The organism is Desulfatiglans sp. (genome assembly GCA_012513605.1).
Classification (GTDB): Bacteria; Desulfobacterota; DSM-4660; order Desulfatiglandales; family HGW-15; genus JAAZBV01.
In genome coordinates this window covers 26,415-44,874 of the sequence record JAAZBV010000094.1, presented here as the reverse complement: position 1 = coordinate 44,874, position 18,460 = coordinate 26,415, and the positions used below count along the sequence as shown (strand labels likewise).

Annotated in this window: 15 protein-coding genes and 1 riboswitch; of the genes, 12 read left to right on the top strand and 3 right to left on the bottom strand. The window is 42.1% G+C overall.

Features of this window, described 5'->3' with window-relative positions; genetic code table 11:
- The first annotated feature begins 112 nt into the window (after nt 1-112).
- Nucleotides 113-304: riboswitch (cobalamin riboswitch) on the top strand.
- A gap of 178 nt (nt 305-482) precedes the next feature.
- The 6 genes from GX654_12785 (at nt 483) to cobD (ending at nt 6,700) form a co-directional block, all read left to right on the top strand.
- Nucleotides 483-1,502 (top strand): alcohol dehydrogenase catalytic domain-containing protein, encoded by a 1,020-nt coding sequence (locus GX654_12785; protein NLD37735.1) that lies wholly within the window; start codon nt 483-485, stop codon nt 1,500-1,502.
- 9 nt (nt 1,503-1,511) lie between these two features.
- Complete coding sequence (trpD, locus tag GX654_12780) at nt 1,512-2,645, top strand: anthranilate phosphoribosyltransferase (protein ID NLD37734.1); 1,134 nt, start codon at nt 1,512-1,514, stop codon at nt 2,643-2,645.
- A 27-nt stretch (nt 2,646-2,672) separates the two neighbouring features.
- The gene (gene cobT, locus GX654_12775; protein ID NLD37733.1) at nt 2,673-3,722 is read left to right on the top strand and encodes a nicotinate-nucleotide--dimethylbenzimidazole phosphoribosyltransferase; all 1,050 of its coding nucleotides are present in this window, start codon (nt 2,673-2,675) and stop codon (nt 3,720-3,722) included.
- A 12-nt stretch (nt 3,723-3,734) separates the two neighbouring features.
- The gene (gene cobS / locus GX654_12770; GenBank protein NLD37732.1) at nt 3,735-4,481 is read left to right on the top strand and encodes an adenosylcobinamide-GDP ribazoletransferase; all 747 of its coding nucleotides are present in this window, start codon (nt 3,735-3,737) and stop codon (nt 4,479-4,481) included.
- Between the two features lie 140 nt (nt 4,482-4,621).
- The gene (locus tag GX654_12765) at nt 4,622-5,698 is read left to right on the top strand and encodes a threonine-phosphate decarboxylase (protein NLD37731.1); all 1,077 of its coding nucleotides are present in this window, start codon (nt 4,622-4,624) and stop codon (nt 5,696-5,698) included.
- Nucleotides 5,699-5,704: 6 nt separating this feature from the next.
- On the top strand, nt 5,705-6,700 hold the full coding sequence (cobD, locus tag GX654_12760) for a cobalamin biosynthesis protein CobD (protein ID NLD37730.1): 996 nt from the start codon (nt 5,705-5,707) through the stop codon (nt 6,698-6,700).
- A gap of 298 nt (nt 6,701-6,998) precedes the next feature.
- Here cobD and GX654_12755 read toward each other — a convergent pair whose 3' ends face one another.
- On the bottom strand, nt 6,999-7,763 hold the full coding sequence (locus tag GX654_12755; GenBank protein ID NLD37729.1) for a lysophospholipid acyltransferase family protein: 765 nt from the start codon (nt 7,761-7,763) through the stop codon (nt 6,999-7,001).
- 420 nt (nt 7,764-8,183) lie between these two features.
- On the opposite strand from GX654_12755, the gene GX654_12750 reads away from it, so the two are divergent.
- The 5 genes from GX654_12750 (at nt 8,184) to GX654_12730 (ending at nt 14,924) form a co-directional block, all read left to right on the top strand.
- Entirely contained in the window at nt 8,184-8,837 is a 654-nt protein-coding gene (locus GX654_12750) for a hypothetical protein (protein NLD37728.1), read from the top strand.
- Entirely contained in the window at nt 8,834-9,664 is an 831-nt protein-coding gene (locus GX654_12745; GenBank protein ID NLD37727.1) for a hypothetical protein, read from the top strand. Before GX654_12750 ends, GX654_12745 begins: the two co-directional genes overlap by 4 nt.
- A gap of 19 nt (nt 9,665-9,683) precedes the next feature.
- Entirely contained in the window at nt 9,684-11,675 is a 1,992-nt protein-coding gene (locus tag GX654_12740) for a TonB-dependent receptor (GenBank protein NLD37726.1), read from the top strand.
- A gap of 116 nt (nt 11,676-11,791) precedes the next feature.
- Nucleotides 11,792-13,558 (top strand): hypothetical protein, encoded by a 1,767-nt coding sequence (locus tag GX654_12735; GenBank protein ID NLD37725.1) that lies wholly within the window; start codon nt 11,792-11,794, stop codon nt 13,556-13,558.
- Between the two features lie 7 nt (nt 13,559-13,565).
- Nucleotides 13,566-14,924, top strand: a complete 1,359-nt coding sequence (locus GX654_12730) for an amino acid permease (protein NLD37724.1) — start codon at nt 13,566-13,568, stop codon at nt 14,922-14,924.
- A gap of 155 nt (nt 14,925-15,079) precedes the next feature.
- Here the strand turns inward: GX654_12730 and creC are convergent, their stop codons facing one another.
- Together creC and creB are read right to left on the bottom strand one after the other, a co-directional pair.
- Nucleotides 15,080-16,516 (bottom strand): two-component system sensor histidine kinase CreC, encoded by a 1,437-nt coding sequence (gene creC, locus GX654_12725; GenBank protein ID NLD37723.1) that lies wholly within the window; start codon nt 16,514-16,516, stop codon nt 15,080-15,082.
- A complete protein-coding gene (creB, locus tag GX654_12720) occupies nt 16,513-17,193 on the bottom strand; it encodes a two-component system response regulator CreB (protein NLD37722.1) in 681 nt (226 codons plus the stop codon). Before creB ends, creC begins: the two co-directional genes overlap by 4 nt.
- Nucleotides 17,194-17,410: 217 nt before the next feature.
- Between creB and GX654_12715 the strand changes: the two genes are divergently transcribed.
- On the top strand, nt 17,411-18,436 hold the full coding sequence (locus GX654_12715) for a hypothetical protein (GenBank protein ID NLD37721.1): 1,026 nt from the start codon (nt 17,411-17,413) through the stop codon (nt 18,434-18,436).
- Nucleotides 18,437-18,460: the final 24 nt, after the last annotated feature.

Sequence of the window (18,460 nt, the reverse complement as noted above, 5' to 3'; positions counted from 1 at the left end):
GTCGCTTTGTATATCTGTTTATTGAATTGTAAAAAGATTCTTTAGACCGTAGGCCAAGACCTTAAACCTGTTTCTTAAAACTAAGCAAGGTCATTTAATTACGATCTAAAGTAAAATAGAAAAGTTGTTAAACAGACAATCATTCTTCATACGGAATCCCGTTAAAATCGGGAACGGTCCCGCCGCTGTGACCCCGTAGAGAGCCCTCAGGCATTAATCAGTCACTGTTTTGATTTATCAAAATGGGAAGGCAGCCGGAAGGTAAGGGGAAGTCAGAAGACGAGTTGAATGACTGTAATATAAGAACTTGATGGTAAAGGGTTCTGAAAGGCCTAAACTGCCTTTCAGAACCCTTTTTTTTTACATGATTTGTTATGTAAAAAATAACCACAGCGTAGCTCGATAGAGCAAAGCCGGGTTAGTTGTTGTAAAATAGTGTAGGGGTAGACCCCTGTGTCTACCCGGTATTTGAAAGGCAAATAATGAAAGCAGCACTGATCACAGGTCTTAATCAACTTGAAATCAGGGAAATCCCTGATCCTCTTCTCCCATACGGCGGTGTCATCGTAAAAATGGTGAGCGCTGCTATATGCGGCACTGATGTCAAGATGTTACTGAATGGACACAGAGACCTTGTACTCCCAAGGATACCAGGCCATGAAGGGGCAGGGGTTGTGATTGAAACCGACAATGAAAGTTTTAAAACGGGTGATGTTGTAGCTGTCTACCCGGGCATATATTGCGGCAGATGTCTTAACTGCCTTGATGGCAATACATCACGCTGTGATTCAATAAAGATATATGGTTTTAACCAGGACGGGCTGTTCAGAGCATTAGTGCCCTTTGACAGTAATGAGATAAAAAGCCTTGTACATGTAAGAGAAAGCGGGAACATTGAGAATATGGCGCTTGCAGAACCTCTTGCCTGCTGTATATCGGCTTATAACAAAGTGCATGTGAAGAATGGATCAGCCCTTATTATTGGCGCAGGTTCAGTTGGCTCGATTTTTGCCGCACTGCTGTTATCAAAGGGATTTAATGAGGTGGTAGTTATTGACAGGGAGAGGCAAAAGCTTGAGGGTCAGATCCCTGTAAATGCAAAGACAATAGAGACAGATGTAAATTCCATTGAATCATCCTTAAAGGCCCATAATCATGTCAGGGGGTTTGATCTTATTGTCCCCTGCTGCCCTGACGGGCTGAACTGGGATTTCTGGCGTTTTATGAAGCCTGGAGGTTCTGCGCTCCTGTTTTCAGGAAATAACAGGGGCGTGGATAATAACAATATAGACATGAATGAAATACATTACAGGGAGCTTGTTCTGGCTGGTTCATACGGGTGTAATGCCCGTGATTTCAGGGATGCCATCAGGATGATAGAGGATGATGAAATCGATCTCTCATTCCTGTCACCACGTTTTGCATCACTTGATGAGATACCTGAGTGTATATCAGCATTAAAGAACAGCACTGTTAAAAAGGTGATTATCAATAAGTTTTAGGAGGCAGATATGGCATATAATGAAAATTCTCTTAAGCGGTTTGGTGATAATATTGCCATGCTCATGGCAGGGAATAATATATCAAAAGAAACAGCAAAGGAGATGATGATAGAGACATTAAAGGGGGATCAGCCTGATCTTCAACAGGGGGCATTTCTTGCAGCGCTCAGGATGAAGGGCGAGACTGATGATGAGATAGTAGGCTGTTTTGAGGCGATAATTGAATCCGATACAAACAGCATAAGCCTTGGGGATCTGCCAGTTGTTGAGAACTGCGGCACGGGTATGGATACACTTAAGACATTCAACATAAGCACCATTTCCGCCATTGTTGCCTCATCCCTGGATGTGCCAATAGCAAGGCATGGTGCAAGGGCCATAAGTTCAAAATGCGGGACAGTAGACCTGTGTGAAACCCTTGGCGTGGATGTTGATTGCAGTGTGGAAAAGGTAAAGGAATCCATAGAAAGGTGCGGCCTTGGCCTCTTTAATGGGACAAGCGCAGAGGTTCACCCGATGGGTCTTGGGAGGATACTATCTCAGATACGTTTCGGAACAACCCTTAACATTGCCGCCTCTCTGGCCAACCCCGCATTACCCAGGATAGCTGTAAGGGGCGTTGGGGCGCCTGAACAGATTGAGCCTACACTTAAGGTAATGCAGAGGATAGGGTATGAGAAGGGGATAGTGTTTCATGGGTTTAACAATGACATGAGCGCAGGCATGGATGAACTCTCAACTCTCGGTATCTCAAGGATAGGGCACTTTAATAAAAATGAGGTTGAATATTTTGAGATAACGCCGGAGGCGGCAGGGCTTTCAAATGGAGATTACAATGATATAAGGCCGGAAACCGACAAAGAAATTGAGGCAGCTAAGGCTGTATCTCTGCTGGCAGGTAAGGGTGATAAGAGCCGGTCTGATATTGTGGCATTAAATGCCGGTGCAGTTTTATGGATGGCAGACAGTGTTAATAGTTTAAAGGAGGGTGTTTCAGCCGCTAAACAGATCATTTCTAAAGGAAGCGCCATTCAAAAACTTTTAACATGGGTAAGGGCTCAAAACAGGGAACCTGAATCAGGATATGAAATAATAAAAAGGCTATGCAATAGATGCAATATAGAAATGCGTTCTATACAGTAGTTTTTTAAGATGAAAAGGAGAGATCAAATGTACAGAAGGATAATAGATGAGATAAAACCAGTCTCAAAGGAGTGGATAACAAAGGCTTGGTCAAGGCTTGATAACCTGAGTAAACCAAAAAGGAGCCTTGGTTATCTTGAGGAGATGGCAGCAAGGGTTGTTGCAATGTATGAGGATGAAAGGCCACGGATAAAGAAAAAGGCAGTGTATATATTTGTTGGTGATCACGGCATTGTTGCTGAGGGTGTAAGCGCATATCCTCAGGAGGTTACTGCCCTTATGGTGAAAAATTTTCTGGCCGGGGGCGCTGGTATAAATGTCCTTTCAAGACGAGCGGGCGCTGATGTCTATGTGGTTGATATTGGTATGAAGGAAGAGCTTTCAGATTCACCGGGTTTTATTAAGAAAAATATAAAAAGGTCCACCGCGAATATGTCAAAAGAGGCAGCCATGACAAGGGATGAGGCTGAAAAGGCAATTAATACAGGAATTGAACTGGCTATTAACGCATGGGAAAATGGTGTAAATATGATTGCCACAGGCGAAATGGGCATTGGTAATACGACACCATCCTCTGCACTTTATTCTCTGCTTCTCCCGGCAGACCTTGCGAATGTTACTGACAAGGGCACTGGTCTTGAGGATGAAGGCGTAAGACTAAAAATAAAGGTTATTGAAAAAGCCCTTGAAATAAACCGCGGTTTATTGGATGATCCGGTCTCGATTCTTGCGGCTGTAGGCGGGCTTGAAATCGCCGGGATTTGCGGGCTGTGTATCGGCGCTGCATCGAGAAGAATGGCGGTTGTGGTGGATGGCTTTATATCCGGTGCAGGGGCACTTGTGGCGATGAGGATCTGTCCTGCGGTCAAGGATTATCTCTTCTTCTCGCACAAGTCCTCTGAAAAGGGGCATATGATTTTCTGTGAAAAGGAGAATGTAAGGCCGATACTTGATCTTGATCTGAGGCTTGGCGAGGGTACAGGGGCAGCATGTGCCATGCAGATTATAGAGGATGCAGTATGTATATATAATGAAATGGCGACATTTGATGATGTTGGCATAGAGGCAGGAGCTTAAGTAAAAGTAAATATGTTTAAAGGGTTGATAACAGCAATAAGGACACTCACAGTATTACCTGTTCCGGGAAAGGAGGGTGATGATTTTTCATCGGCATTGCCCTGGTTTCCGGCAGCAGGGTTATTGCTGGGGCTGATGCTCTACCTGCTCTCGTATCTGTGGGCTCTTCTGCCATTTGATAAATGGACATGGGGCTGCGCTGTGGTCCTCACTGCTCTTATTATATGGCTTACCAGGGGCTTGCACATGGACGGTCTTGCTGACTGGGCAGATTCCCTTGGCGGGTTTGGCAGGGAGCGAAGACTCGCAATTATGAAGGATTCATCCCTCGGTGCATTCGGGGGAATGGCCCTTGTTTTAGGGATCATCCTCAGGCTTGTTGCATTTGAGCGGGTTATTGCATCAGGGACTTTTATATTTTTTATCATCATCCCCGTGATATCAAGAGACATGCTTGTTGAACTACAGACCACCATGCCCTACGCCAGAAGCGAACAGGGGATGGCAGGCGTGTTCATTAAAAACGCAACTAACGGCCACCGAATTATTTCGCATGTGGCCGCAATCGTCATTTCCGCATGTTTTGGAATAACAGGGATATTGCTTTTTCTTTTGGCATTTGCAATTACACTTTTATTAAAAGGTATGTTCAGGAGACAGTTCAATGGCATAACTGGTGATCTTTTAGGGGCATCAAATGAGATTATAGAGGTTGTGCTTCTTATGGTAATAGCCGTTCCAGGTAAAATGATTTTTTGATCCCTTTAGACGGGAAACCACAGGGGGTTGCCTCTACAAAAATAAACCTGGATCAAAAATATATTTATTAAATAATGTAGGGGCAGGCCCCCGTGCCTGCCCGTTTTAAAAGGTGTCAGAAGGTAGCGTGAAAAAAGAATATGACAACTGAACACAAACATGGCGGAAACCCCCTTGCTGATCTTGCAAGGCTTCATCTGTCTGAAACAAAGATAATAGATTTCAGTGTGAACCTTAATCCCCTTGGTATGCCTGATGTTATAGCTAAAAACTGGCAATACCTTTTTAATGCGGTGCAGGATTATCCCACCATCAATGGCCAGGGAATCACCGATTTTTACACACATAAAACAGGTGTAAAACATGATGAATTCCTTGCAGGTAACGGGTCAACCGAACTCATATACCTGATACCGCGTGCGCTCAAGTTTAAAAAGGTGCTTATTCCTGCGCCATCATTTTATGATTATGAAAGGGCCTCGACACTGGCAGGGGCTGAGGTAGTCACCTATCCACTTAAACTAAAAAATAATTTTGCGCTGCCTTCAGTGGACGAGCTTGAAGCTGTTATTAATAATGTTGATGCCATCTGGGTGGGCCGCCCCAACAACCCGACAGCAGGCATGTTTAAGCGGGATACGATAATCTACCTTAGAGAAAAATATCCTGATAAGTATTTTATAATTGATGAGGCGTTTATTCAGTTTGTTGACAGGTGGAAGGATGAAAGCCTTATTTCATGCAATAGATATCCAAATCTCATAATTATCCATTCATTTACAAAGTTTTACTCCATTGCCGGGCTTCGCATGGGGGGTGTAATCGGCCACAGGGATACGATAGGGCTGTTAAATGAATTTAAGGAGCCCTGGACTGTTAATGGCATAGCAGAAAATGCGGCCATCCTTTTAAAGGATTGTGAGGATTTTGAAAGAGATACTATTGTTTACCTGAATTATGAAAGGGAAAGGATATTTACTATTTTGAAAGAGATGGATGGCTTAGAGGTGTTCCCATCCTGTACTAACTTTTTTTTATGCAGATGGAAAATGACAGAAAACCTTGATGATCTTTTAAAATATCTGCTCGGTAACGGGGTCTTTGTAAGGGATTGCAGGAACTTCAGGGGACTTGAGGATAACTATTTCAGGTTTGGCATCCGCTCTGTTAAAGATAATGACAGACTGTTATCCCTTTTATCATCATTTAGAAAATAAAAGAATATGGAAGATTACATACCTCTAATAATACTCATTTCAGGATTTCTTTTTGACCTTATTCTGGGAGACCCGAACTACAGGTTTCACCCTGTAAGAATCATTGGCAGGTTAATAGACCTGCTGCATTATTTTTTTATAGGCAGGTCTGTGAACATGAGGTTCAGCGGGGTGCTTCTAACATTGCTGACGATCATTATTTCTGTTACTGTCTATTTATTTATTATAATGCTTTTAAATCTGGCCCATCCGATTTTGGCCATACTCATGAATATCTATTTTGTCTATTCCCTGATTGCACTTAAAGACCTCTTTAACCACTGCCGTCCTGTTACAGATGCACTCAAGAACAATAACCTTTTAAAGGCCAGGGCGTCTGTTGCCATGATTGTTGGCCGGGATGTGAACTCTCTTGATGAAAATGGGGTTATACGCGCTGCCATTGAAACACTGGCAGAAAACTTTGTGGACGGGTTTCTTTCCCCTGTTTTCTGGTATAGTGCAGGATGTCTGATCGGTATTTATGTTGACATTGACCCTGCCTTTTCCGGCATTGTCTTACTCATAATATTCAAGGTGGCATCAACCCTTGACTCCATGATAGGTCACAAGACAGAGGAGTTGATAGAGATTGGCTGGGCAGGCGCAAGGCTGGATGACCTTATGAATTTTATACCTGCGCGCCTCTCTCTGATACTGCTTTTCTTTGGAGCCCTCTTTTCAGGATTACACCCTCTAAGCGGATTAAAAATCTCTTTACGTGACAGGCTTAAACATGATTCTCCAAACTCCGCCCACTCTGAAAGCTTTGTGGCAGGGGCAATCAGTGCTAGACTAGGCGGGCCTGTAAGGTACCCTGAAGGGCTAAAGGAAAAGCCCTGGCTGGGGGAAGAGTTCCCTGACCCCGATCTTCTGGATATCAATCGTGTTATAAGGCTCCTCTTGATCACAGCCTTAATTATTGTTGCATTGTTTCCTCTTATTATTTTAATAGTAATTTAAACAGGTAATGCACATTTTAGTGTGCATGATGCACATAAAGAGATGCAAATTTCAGAATCATTTGCTTATTAAAATAATGGCCTCTTCTCAGCAGGTTATGCCCACTGATTAACTAAAATAATTAAATCAGTAAGTTATAAAATTTATACTGAAAAAAATCCGGTCATGAAAGGATTTGGTATGTTATTTGTAATGCTTTCTAATATCTCAGGGGCGCGTGCATCTGTCAGTGCGATCTTCAACAGGGTTGAGATACAGGGCCTGATAAAACGACTCAATGGGAATTTTCATTTATAGATTATGCTTCGGTATCGATAGGACCTGTTTCAGGGATACCGTCTTTCTTTACTTTCCTCCAGGGTTTTTCTTCACCCAGTTGTTCATCACACCATTTTGCAGCCATGTTCAGGCTCTCTTCAAGCTGTTTCCTGTACATTTCAAGATCCTCATCAGAGGCTGATTCCGGCACCAAGATCGGCTCAGTATGACAGTATACTATCTTTGCAAAGGGTTTTGGAATAATAAATCTGTCCCAACTGTTTAAGACCCAGCATCTGTCTGTTCCCCACATAACAGGCATAAGCGGTGTCCTGCTGTTTTTTGCAAGCAATACAGCCCCCATTTTAGCAACACGTGCAGGGCCAAGGGGGCCGTCAACCACCATGCCACCGTTTGTTTCACCGGCAAGGATCTTCTGTTTGAGTTTTATCAGGGCGCCTAGACCGCCACGGGTTGAAGAGCCTCTTACATCACCCAGGCCAAGCGCGTTAATAAACCTTGCGGCAAACTCACCGTCACGACTCTGGCTGACCATCACGGTTACCCCTCTTTTTGAGAGGTATAAGGGATGAAATGCCAGCCTCTGATGCCATGAGCAGTAAACGGCCTTTCCTCCTGATCTTGCGAGTGCCTCTTTTTCAAGTTCAGTACCTTCAACCCTTATGAGTCTGTATGAGGATAGAAGAAGCTTAAGTAAAGAGGTGATTAAGGGAAACAGTATATAGAAAATGAGTGGGTCATACCATCGGTATGACGTTGTTCTTTTACTTCTTTTTGGCATCATGCTCCCTTGTTTAAAAAAAAGAGAAAACATACAGTTAACCTTGCCTTATGTAAAGTGGAAATATTTCGATTTGTGATGTTATAAATGGTTATTAATAGTAATAAACGGTAAATAAAATAAGAGAAAAAAATATAAGAAAAATAACTTGACAATAAATATCGATGAAAGGTATTAGGGTACACTTTACATCATAGAATTATTTGAACTTAGTATTTCAAGCTGTGCTAATTAAAATTATTTTAAATTAAATAGTTACTGATTAAATTACGTTAAATTTTTTTGTAATGCTTTATGTTAATATTGATATAATAGAGTTATTAATAAATAATTAAAAAAATGCTTGCAACGCTTTATTATTCCATATTTATTCTCTATTTTCTGCTTCTTCTAACCTGCATCATTGGTTTTAAGAAAATAGAATTGGTCACTTGCATATGCGCTGTAACAGTAAACCTTGCGGGACTTTTATATATCTATACCTCTTCAGGCACCCTGCCTCTATTTAACATCTACGAATCATTCCTTTTTAGTTCGTTTATAATGGGGGCAACCGGGCTTTTTTTCTTGTTCAAAGGTAATTTTGCAATAAAGGTACGCAGGTGGGTATGGGCAGGTAGCATTGTCCTGCTGCTGGTAATGAGCTTCTTCCCAAAAGAGGTAAGCCTGCCTGTCTACGACCACGGGTATTCTTATATCGTGATGTTTCATGCTTTCAGGTGCATAGCGCTCAGCCTGATGCTTGTATCAACTGCATGGTTTGTTCAGTTTATTATTCAGCGTGAAATGGATGAACGCACGAGCATGCTGTCACATATGGGCAGAAACTATCTTGTGCTTGCTTCTGTTTTTTATCTTGCTGCTGAATATGTCGGAATCATCTGGTGCCAGAAGGGATGGGGTGATTTCTGGATGTGGAGCCAGACCTTTTTCCAGTCAACACTTGTTGTTATTTATCTAATGCTAGCCTTTCATATCCCAGGAAAAGGCAGAAAGGCAGAGGATATAAGGTCTGTAATAGGAGCTCTATCCGGTATCTTTTTCCTTACTCTGATTATTTTAAGGAGCACATATTGAGCAGGGTTTCTGAAAAACTTTCTTCAATGTACCTCACCGTATGGACACTGGTTTTTCTGGCGGTATGGATCGGGCTTGGATTATACCTGGCTGGTTCAGATGCATATATAAAAGATTTCAGGGTTATGAATAATATCCTTGTTCGTGATTGGCTGTTTTCCGAAAAATCAGGTTCTGGGTTTCTGAAGATATGGTTTGCGGTGCTGTGTGCTGTCATGGTTGTAATGGGCATAAACCTTATCTTCTGCTCATGGAGCAAGATATTCAAAATAATGAGGGCAAGATTTAGCAGAAACCAGTTATTCATGCTGATAGTGCACGGCATATTCGGGTTTGTCGCCCTTGGCCACCTTGGCGGCTTTATGCTTGGTTTTGAATACAATGATATCAGGCTTGGGAAGGGCATTAAACATCATATTAAAGAAGGGTATGAAATTGAAATAAAGGATGTACTCTTTGTTGGCAATAGAAAGGCTCTTGCCAAATCCAAAAGGGATATTAGCAGGGATGACCTCGATTATACGAAAAGTTATGTGGATGTTTCCCTGTCCAGGGATGGTGAGTTATTAAAGGAACAAAGATTATACCTTTTAAAACCAATGAATCACAAAGATGTGCATGTAACACTCAGAAGTTTTGTGCTGCCGGAGGGTTTTATAGGTGAACCAGCCCCTGATACAGAGGCATGGGCCATGTTTACCCTTTCAAGAAATCCTGCGCTCAAGACCTTCTTGATCATATACCCGGTAATGATTGCCGGTATATTTATTTACCTGGTTATGACATGGCGAAAGCCCCATATTAACCAAAATAGCAATAATAAATAGAAAAATAGGAGGAGTTTTTATGATAAGAGCAAAGTTGTTTTTTATTTTATGTATCCTTGGATCTTTCTTTTTAAGCGGGTATGTAACTGCTGAAGTACAGAAAGAAAAGTCAGGAGAAGTCTTTGAGCTCGGTGAAATAGTTGTAACAGCCAATTCCGAGGCAATATCAAAGGTCGCTACAACCGAGACAATAGACAGGGATCAGATCCAATTAAACGATTTTAATAGTATCGCAGACGCTCTTGATGCAATGCCCGGCTTGGCTATCAGCACAGGTTCTAGAAATGAGGCATATGTCAATGTAAGGGGATTCAATCAGAGGTATGTGCCTATTTTTTTTGACGGGATACCCTGGTATATCCCCTACGATGGTTATGTTGATCCGGGCGAGATCTCAACAGGAAATATTTCTAGAATTACCCTCAGTAAAGGGGCTTCATCAACACTGTATGGAGCCAATACAATGGGCGGTGTTATCAACATAATTTCAATGAGGCCGACAGAGTCTTTTGAAGGATCAGTAAAGTTTAATTATGGTCTGGATAATTACAGGGGTACTGTAAATTTAGGTTCCATGATAGGTAAGTTTTATATCATGGGTGGTTTTACAGGCCTCAATAGTGATTACTTTGAGATGTCCGAAGATTATGTGCCACCAGATGAACCAGATCAAGATTCACCTGAAAGAGGCGACGAAAGGGACAACTCTTATGTAAGAAGTCATACAGAGTCTATAAAGGTAGGTTTCATGCCAACTGAGGGCCATGAGTATGCATTAGGTTATTATAAAACCAGCAGTGATAAGGGTTTGCCTCCAAACGTTTATCCTTCCGAACGTCCCCGTTTCTGGCGTTTTCCTGAATGGGAAAAGACAACCTATTATTTTATAGGTGACAGCAGGATAACCGATAACCTGTCAGCTAAGGTCAGGCTGTATCATGATGAATATTACAATGTTCTTGACGCATTTGACGACGCTAACTATACAACGCAGAATGCCCGTTCTTCCTTTCACAGCACATATGATGACCATACAGACGGCGGTTCATTGATTCTCAGGACTGATTATTTTAATAAAAATATCCTGAGCTTTTCATATCATTTAAAGAATGATGTTCATAAATCACAGGGCAACACCGGTGATCCATGGGAAAAATGGGAAACAAGGACATCATCATATGGGGTTGAGGATTCTATTGAACTGACTGAAAAGGCCTTTCTTGTAGCAGGAATGAACTATGATGTTCAGGAGGCAAAGTATGCAAATGGCGGACCGACAAGGGATGATGATGATTCATTAAATGGTATCCTGGGATTGACCTACGGGTTAACAGACAAGACTGAACTCCATGTTTCTGCAGCTAAAAAGACAAGATTCCCCACTCAGAAGGAATTATTTTCGGCCTATCAGGATACTGCCATACCTAACCCGAATCTTAGAAAGGAAGAGTCTATAAATTACGAAGCAGGGATATCAAGTGCTGTTCCTTTTGAAAGCATTTTAGATTTTACCCTTTTCTATTCAGATGTAACAGATTTAATCACACAAATAACTGTAGGCGAAGACCTGGATTTCAATGACAATATAGGTGAGGCGAGTTACAAAGGTTTTGAATTTTCACTTTCTAATACATATTTTGATAAAAACAAAATCCAGTTGGCCTATGCCTATGTTGATGCTCAAAATGAAAGCCCCGATAGAGATAGTGATTATCTCCCTGAAACCCCAAAACATCAGTTTAAGATTACTGACCTGATCACATTTAATGATTATCTCTCCTTATTAGTCAAGGCAAGATATGACAAGGGTCAGAAAGAGGAAAAAAGGAATGGGGATTGGGTTGAACTTGATGACTACTGGGTATTTGACATTAAAGGTATGTTTCAGATGACCAAAAATTTTCAGGTTAACATGAGTCTACAGAATCTACTTGATGAAAATTACAGTACAGGTTATGGTTTTCCGAGGGAAGGAAGAAGTCTTTTTATTGGACTTGAAGCAAATTTTTAATTTTTTATTTGGAATATTTGAAATCGGTTAAAGGTAAACTTCCCCGCGCTTTTTGGCGGGGATGTTTATTTTTAGAGGTAGTTGTATCTTAAACCCTGTAACAAAAGGGGGAGCATATGAAAAAATTTCTATTATCAGTTATTATTTTTTTCTCAGTTTTTATATGTACTAATATATATGCCGCATCCATCAGCATCACAGGTGCGGTAAAGCAGCCTTTGAACCTTTCAATGGAAGATATCTGCAGGTTCAAGACCGTCCGCATCCAACTGAATGAAATATTAAAAGACAAATCATACAGGGGTGCGTGGTATTATAATGGTGTGCCCCTCCGCACACTGCTTGAGACAGCCTTTGTTGCAAAAGAGGAGTCTGCATATAATAAGGCAATTGATCTGGCAGTACTGGTCAGGAACAGTGAAGGGCAGGAGGTTGCCCTGTCATGGGGTGAGATATTTTATAAAAACTCCTATGACATCATAATAGCAACCTCTGCCACACCGATCAGGCCACACCATGACTGCAGTTCATGTCATAAGCCAGAGGAATCAGAACCAAGGATGAAGCAGTTTGACAGAAAAATAGGTTTCCCAAAACTGGTTGTGGCATGTGATGAATATACTGACAGGTCTATTGAGAATATCGTAAGTATAGAGGTCATTGATCCTGCTCCCAGGATGCCCGCTGATAAATCCGCTAAACTTGATGCGCCATCATTTACTGTGACAGGCAAGGTAAAACAGGAGTTGACAATAACCGATCTTTCAGGATTTAAAACGCGTAAAGATATGCATGTACTGCACATGGGAGAAGGGAAGGGGTATCATGGAAGTGATGATTATTCCGGGGTGTTGTTTAATGAGATCATAAACAAGGCGGGTATAGAACCTGTACTCTCACAGATATTCCATATATCAGCCCCGGATGGCTACAGGACAACCTTCTCATATGGAGAGGTATTCCTTAACAGAGTTGAGGATAACACCATAATAGCTGACATGAAAAATGGAAAAAAGATTGATAAGGAAGGAAAATTCATATTTGTCCCTTCTGATGACATCATGGCAGATCGTGATATCAAATCAGTTAATAAAATAGAGGTAATTGACCTGAAAAGGAGACCAAAGCTTACATATATCGGGATAGGCCCTGGCGATACAGACCTTATAACCATAGAGGCCATTACTGCCATGTCAAGGGCAGATGCATTCATATGCTCACCGGACATAAAGAAGAGGTTTGGCAAATATATGGGTGATAAACCTGTTCTCTTTGATATCTATGATTTTTCACCACCTGAGGTGAAAAAGAAAAATCCGGGTGCATCTCAGGATGACCTGAAAAAGATAGTAGAAGATAGACGAGCTGCAATGGCTGATTCTATAAAAGCAGAGCTGAGCAAGGGCAAACACGTTGCAATCCTTGAATATGGCGATCCTACGATATGGAGCGGGTCCGAGTATATCAGTGAACATTTTGATAAGGATATGTTTGAAACAATCCCTGGCTTGAGTTCATTTAATGTCGCAAGCTCCCTGTTAAACAGGCATACAGGTTGTAAGGGGTCTATGATTCTAACCACATCAAGGGGAATTCTTGAAAACAAACCCCTGTTTGAGGCTGCTGCTAAAAATGGCGAGACCATGAGCGTATTTATGGCCATGAAAGACCTCGTTGCTATGGTAGAGTTTTTCAATGCAGTATATAAACCTGATACACCGGTTCATATTGTCTACCGTGCAGGATATTCAGGAAGTGAAAAGATAGTTATTACTGATATTAAAGGTCTTAAGAATACTATTGATACAGAAAAGGAAAAGAACCTCTTTCTTGTGTTTGTTGGCCCGTGTCTAACCGATACAGCAAAGGCACACAGACATTAGGATTTATATGGATGAAAACGATCAGCTAAAAAGAACTATAGGTCTTGGGACTGCTGTTATACTTGTTATTGCCAATATGATAGGCACAGGTGTGTTTACAACCTCAGGCTTTATCATGGCAGACCTGAAAAATCCCGCCGCAATGATCCTCTGCTGGTTTATAGGTGGTATACTGGCACTCACGGGCGCCCTCTGCTATGGGGAACTGGGGGCAATATTCCCAAAGGCCGGGGGTGAATATGTGTTTTTAAGAGAAAGCATCGGGAAACCATTTGGCTTTCTTTCAGGATGGGTATCCCTGATTGTGGGTTTTTCTGCACCCATAGCTGCTGCATCCATTGCATTTTCAAAATATCTCTTCAGGAGCATTGGCGCTGAGGCTTCAGGTCAAGATGTGTTTAATCTGTTTGGTATTCTTCCATTAACTTTTTATACGATAACCGGCATCTCTGTCATTATTCTCTTTTCTATTGCCCACTGGTATAGCCTGAGTTTTGGCAGCAGGGTACAGAACATTCTAACCTTATTTAAGATAACAGTGATACTGGCCTTTATAGCGCTCGGTTTTTATTTAGGAAAGGGCAGCCTTGAAAATTTCAGTTCAGGGCCTGTATCAAAATCATTATTTACCGGCGAGTTTGCAACATCTCTGATCTATATATCATTTGCATACAGCGGCTGGAATGCGGCCGCCTATATAGGCTCAGAGATAAAGGAGCCCTCAAGAAACATACCCCTTTCACTGTTGTGGGGTACAATGGTTGTTATGGCCCTTTACATGCTCCTCAACCTTCTCTTCATATATGCACTCCCCATATCTGAGATGACAGGTATTGAAGATGTGGGCGCAACAGCGGCAATATCCCTTTTCGGTGTAAAGATCGGGACTATTTTTTCGGGTGCCATTACTATCTGCCTTTTATCTGTCATAAGCGCAATGATAATGACAGGGCCCAGGGTATATTATGCAATGGCAAAGGATAATGCATTTCCAAAATGGTTTGGCGATGTTAACCCGAAACATACCACACCTGGCAAGGCTATCCTGCTCCAGGCAGCTATTGCTATAATAATGGTTATCACCTCTTCATTTGATAAACTCTTGATGTATATAGGGTTCACACTCTCTCTATTTGCCATGCTTACTGTAATAGGTCTTATGATCCTCAGATTCAGGTTGCCAAGCATCGACCGCCCATACAGGACTTTCGGTTATCCTGTAACACCGGTATTGTTTATACTAAGCAATCTGTGGATTATTGCACATACAGTAAAGGGTAATCCATTTGTGCTTATATATGGAGGCGGGACAATCGTTTTAGGCCTCTTTGTTTATCTTTATTATTATTTTAAACCAGCGAAGTAGGTTTACTGGATATATCATAATTACATAGGAAAGGGCACGGCGCACCGTGCCCTTACACTAAAATAGCACCATGTTTCATAGGTGCTAAAAAAGAAATTCATACCTGATCGTAGAGACAAGGCATGCCTTGTCTCTACAGAAACTCATGTCATCCATTATTCAGTTTGTCCTGGTAATATGAAGGATGCCTTTACCCCACCCTCCGGTCGATTCACAATCATTATCTTTCCATTGTGAAGCTCTGCAACCTCTCTCACAAAATTAAGGCCAAGGCCTGTGCTCTTTTTTTCTGTGTCCGGCCTGTTTAGTGAGAAGAATTTATTAAATATCTTTTCAAGGGCATATTCAGGTATGCCTGATCCATTATCAATGACCTCAATTACAATCACGTTATCATTTTTTGATGCTGAAACAGTGATCTGTGAACCGGAGGGACTGAAATCTATTGCGTTCTGGACAAGGTTTGATACGGCCTGATGTAACAGGAATGGGTCACCGGTTGCATGCAGCTCTTCACCAATCTTTATATTAACCGCTATATTCTTTTTAAGCAGCATGGGTTGTTTGCTCTCAATGACTGTTCTTATCAGTGCTCCTGTGTCTATCTCCTTAAGTTGACGCAGCCTGTTCCGGCTTTCAAGCTCTGATAATTCAAGCATTCGGTCTATGATATTCTGAATCCTGTTTGCCTCAGTTCTGATGTTTGTCAGAAACCGCTCCCTTCTCTCCTCAGGCATATTCTCTTCAAGAAGCTCTGCTGCACCCCTTATGGCAGAAACCGGGCTTTTAATCTCATGTGTAAGTGTCTGTATGTACTGTTCAACATATTTTTTGCCCTCAAGCGCCTCCTTCATCCTTTCAAAGGCAATACCCATTTCACCTATCTCTGTGCGGTCAAGCCTTGGAAACGGGGTGCGTTTTCCCTGCCTTATATCCTCGGCATATATCTTCAGGCGGTTGATGGGTCTTATTATCCAGAGTGTTGCTACAAGGCTCAACATAACAGCGCAAAGGGCTGAAAAGAGGCTTACCCTTGATATTTCCGGTTTCGCATTATCTATATATGTATTTATATTGGTGGTGGGTTTTGCTACAGTCAATACACCTGCGATTTTGCCTTTTATAATTATAGGTGCAGCAATATAGAGTACTGATGATTTGTTGTCATTTTCATATTTTTTTGTTGTACGCGCACCATATTCTCCTCTCAGGGTGAGTCTTACATCCCTCCATTTTATATAATCCTTGCCGATATTCTCTCTCTCTTCAGAATCAAAGATGAGCCTTCCAATTTTGTCTGTTATATAGATACTCATATCCACATTCGTCTTGTCAAAATCATATATCCTTGATGAGAGTTCCCGCGATTTGACTTCCCTGAATATTCTTTCCCACTTTTCAACATCAAGGGAACCCTTTTCCATATCTCTGCCAGCAATGGCAGCCAGGATATTGGCCTGATCAACAAGCACATCTTCAACCCCTTCAAGGTAGCGGATCCTGAGATGATCAAGCACCCAGTTTATCGGGTAAAAGAAACATGCCGCAAAGATCAGCAAATAGCAGAGGAATATGCGGAGGCCCAGTTTCATAGGTCATCCCTCAATGAATATCCTACACCCCTGTGGGTTATGATAGGGTCAGTATCTGGATCGATATTTTTGAGTTTAGCCCTTATGTTTTTTATGTGTGCATCAACCGTGCGGTCAAGGCTTGCCTCCGGTTCTTCCCATGCCATGTCCATAAGCCTGTCACGTGAAAAGACATGGCCCGGTCTTTGGATGAATGTCTTTAAGATATTGAATTCATACTTTGACAGATCGACCGGCTTACACTTATAGGTTATCCTCCTGCGTGATTCATCAATATCAAATATCCCCTGCTCATGTGAGTTTTCATCGGAACGGGCTGTTCTTCGTAGTACTGCCCTGATCCTTGCGGTGAGTTCCCTCGGGCTGAATGGCTTTGTAACATAGTCATCTGCGCCTATCTCAAGACCAACAATCCTGTCAACCTCCTCTGTGCGTGCCGTAAGAAAGATGATCGGTGTGTTGGTTTTTTTACGTATGTCCTTGCACAGTTCAAAACCGCTTATGTCAGGAAGGCCAATATCCAGTACTATAAGGTCAATCGCCTCTCTGTCCAGATATTCTAGGGCAATTTTACCCTCAGAAAAGCAGATTGTTTCAAAACCCTCAGTCTCAAGGGCATACTGGATATTATCGGTAATGGCCGGCTCATCTTCAACAATCAGGATTATGGGTTTCATGTTTTCCCCCGGATTATGGTTTTTTTCACTTTATCCTACATGGATTACAATGACAATATTTCTAATTTAAACTCATTCGATGAAATGAATAAGAATAAAAAATGAAAAATGTGTGAAAAATTGCCCCGATATACTTAAGGAGTATCTTGTTTTATAAGCAAAACTCTGTTAGAGATTCAGGAAAAAGGGTGTTAACATCAATATTAAGGAGGTCATTATGGGGTACAGAAAATTTCTTAGATTTTGGCATTATTTGGTTGTGTTGCTGATTACAGGTCAACTGATTAACAATGCCTTTGCCGCAGAACCGGAATGGGGTATGGTTGATAAAAAGGAGTGTGACAGGGCCTGCCTGGTTGCGATTATGGATGGCTATATGAATGCGATATTCATGCAGGATAAGGGGATTGTCCCCCCTCTGGCCCAGGATCTTCGTATGACCGAAAACACCGGGATGATGGATGTGGGGGAGGGTGTCCTGTGGCGCACAAAAAGTGAACCAACCGAATTTAAAATTTATGTGGCTGATCCTGTTAATGAGCAGGTTGCTTTACAGACACGTCTCATAATCGGGGGGCAAAACGCCCTGGTTGCTGTAAGGCTCAAGATAGACCGTGGTAAGATACAGGAGATAGAGCATCTCTATGACCGTGATATAAACGATGCGGCAATACCGCTTCTTACAACACCTGTGCCCCTGCTAACAGAGGATGTACCGCTCAAAAAAAGGGCCTCAAGGGATATGCTTAATCGTATTGCAAACACCTATTTTGATGCACTTGAAGGGGATAATGGCAGGATAGGGGCCTTTGCAAAGGAGTGTGTCAGGCACGAAAATGGCTACCGCACAGTAAATAACCCGCCACCCGGTGGACGCATGATGCCAGCGCCTTTTATTCCTACTGCTGATACAGAGCAGGGAAAAGAGATGCTCAGGTTCAGTATGCTCACCTGCACCGAGCAGATCAATGAAAAGACATTTGCCCATATGAAGCGCATCAGACCAAGAAGGGTACTTATTATTGATGAGGCAAAACAGATTGTGGGCACCTTTCCCCTGTTTGTTCATGACGGGACAAGCCGCACTGCAAAACCGGGTGATCCGCCCGGTATGATGCTGAACCTTGTAACAATGGAGACCTTTAGTATACGTGACGGGCTGATTCACCACGTGGAGGCAGCTCCATTTGTTACCCTTCCATACGGGCTGGGTAATGGCTGGACAATGGATTCAGGGAGATAGTTAAAAACAGGCTAATACTGTCAG

Excerpts from the sequence above, each read along its gene's own strand:
- GX654_12785 (NLD37735.1), top strand. The coding sequence starts at position 483 with ATGAAAGCAGCACTGATCACAGGTCTTAATCAACTTGAAATCAGGGAA.
- trpD (NLD37734.1), top strand. The coding sequence starts at position 1,512 with ATGGCATATAATGAAAATTCTCTTAAGCGGTTTGGTGATAATATTGCC.
- cobT (NLD37733.1), top strand. The coding sequence starts at position 2,673 with ATGTACAGAAGGATAATAGATGAGATAAAACCAGTCTCAAAGGAGTGG.
- cobS (NLD37732.1), top strand. The coding sequence starts at position 3,735 with ATGTTTAAAGGGTTGATAACAGCAATAAGGACACTCACAGTATTACCT.
- GX654_12765 (NLD37731.1), top strand. The coding sequence starts at position 4,622 with ATGACAACTGAACACAAACATGGCGGAAACCCCCTTGCTGATCTTGCA.
- cobD (NLD37730.1), top strand. The coding sequence starts at position 5,705 with ATGGAAGATTACATACCTCTAATAATACTCATTTCAGGATTTCTTTTT.
- GX654_12755 (NLD37729.1), bottom strand. The coding sequence starts at position 7,763 with ATGATGCCAAAAAGAAGTAAAAGAACAACGTCATACCGATGGTATGAC.
- GX654_12740 (NLD37726.1), top strand. The coding sequence starts at position 9,684 with ATGATAAGAGCAAAGTTGTTTTTTATTTTATGTATCCTTGGATCTTTC.
- GX654_12735 (NLD37725.1), top strand. The coding sequence starts at position 11,792 with ATGAAAAAATTTCTATTATCAGTTATTATTTTTTTCTCAGTTTTTATA.
- GX654_12730 (NLD37724.1), top strand. The coding sequence starts at position 13,566 with ATGGATGAAAACGATCAGCTAAAAAGAACTATAGGTCTTGGGACTGCT.
- creC (NLD37723.1), bottom strand. The coding sequence starts at position 16,516 with ATGAAACTGGGCCTCCGCATATTCCTCTGCTATTTGCTGATCTTTGCG.
- creB (NLD37722.1), bottom strand. The coding sequence starts at position 17,193 with ATGAAACCCATAATCCTGATTGTTGAAGATGAGCCGGCCATTACCGAT.
- GX654_12715 (NLD37721.1), top strand. The coding sequence starts at position 17,411 with ATGGGGTACAGAAAATTTCTTAGATTTTGGCATTATTTGGTTGTGTTG.